This is a genomic window from Saccharomonospora sp. NPDC046836, assembly GCF_040645195.1.
Lineage (GTDB): Bacteria > Actinomycetota > Actinomycetes > Mycobacteriales > Pseudonocardiaceae > Prauserella_A.
In genome coordinates, this window is record NZ_JBEYXW010000133.1 from 1 (window position 1) to 1,089 (window position 1,089).

1 protein-coding gene and 1 pseudogene are annotated in these 1,089 nt (G+C 69.5%); one reads left to right on the forward strand and one right to left on the reverse strand.

All coding sequences use genetic code 11. The features are described from left to right. Positions 1–323, reverse strand: a pseudogene (locus ABZ863_RS35715) (site-specific DNA-methyltransferase); the annotation flags it as partial. 578 nt (positions 324–901) lie between these two features. On the opposite strand from ABZ863_RS35715, the gene ABZ863_RS35720 reads away from it, so the two are divergent. Then, the coding region (locus tag ABZ863_RS35720) for a hypothetical protein (protein ID WP_358544226.1) at positions 902–1,089 on the forward strand (188 nt) is incomplete at its 3' end.

Below are 1,089 nucleotides of genomic sequence, written 5' to 3' on the forward strand. Positions count from 1 at the left end.
GCGTCGGAGGTGGTCGGCTCCTGGCGCCAGTCGGTGAAGACCATCGCGACCGCGTGCTCGGTCGAGGCCCGGTACGCCTCGGTGAGCAGTTCGGTGAGCCAGGAGCGGTAGGAGCGCTGGTCGCGGTTCTCGCCCGGGAAATTGGCGAGGTCGTGCGCCGAGTTGCTGGTGACGTACTTGGCACGTGCGGTGCGGCCGGTTCGATCGGAGCTGGTGCGGCCCCCGGAGTTGTACGGCGGGTCGGTGATCACCGCCTGGACGCTCTCGTCCGGGAGGGACTTCAGGACGGTCAGGGCGTCGCCTCGGTGCAGCGTGTAGCTCATGGGGAGGGCCTCTCTTCGGGCGCGGCGGAGTCTGGACCTGCTCCGGGCAGCGCTCAACGGCGCGCATCCGGTGCGAGGTTGCAGCGGAGGTTAACGGCGAATTCCGGCCGCGCCTAACGAGGTGGCTCCCTGCTTCGGGCCCCTGGATGGCAGTCGTTTGGCGCGGCCGGAATCCCGGTCTACTGTCTCGCCGTGCCACCGGGAAGGAGAGCTGCTCCACCCCCGTTGAGCTGTGCCTATCCGTGTTGTCTCGTCCAATCGAGCAGCGTCGGATGCATGTTGCCCATCTGCCCGCGAGCGCTGTGAGGAGGCCCCTGTGCACTGCCTGAGATTACGAGCGCGGCTGGCTGCCGCGCGTGACCTGAAACTGGCGTCCTGGAGCTACCAACTCCTCTGACCCGGGCCCGCCGAGAGGCGGATGCACATCGGCGCGGCGCCGACGGCTTTGCACGAGAAGTCGGCACCGCGCCTCCTACGAACACCGAGGAGCCGCTGCGATGCAGCATGCCCTGACACACCCGCCCCGACCCACCTCCGTCGCCCCGTCCGCACCGCCGTCGCGCTGAACGGCGGCGGCCGTGAAGAAGACGACGGGAGCCCTCGTCGGTCTGTGCGCCACCGGACCGCTCCTGCTGGCACTGCCGATCCTTGGCATCGGGGCCGGGACCGCCTCGGCTTCGTGCTCGACCGACGGTGCACAGGGTGTGGACGCCTCCGCCGTCGCCAAGCAGGTGAAGGCCATCCTGGACGGCGGCGACAAGGGCTC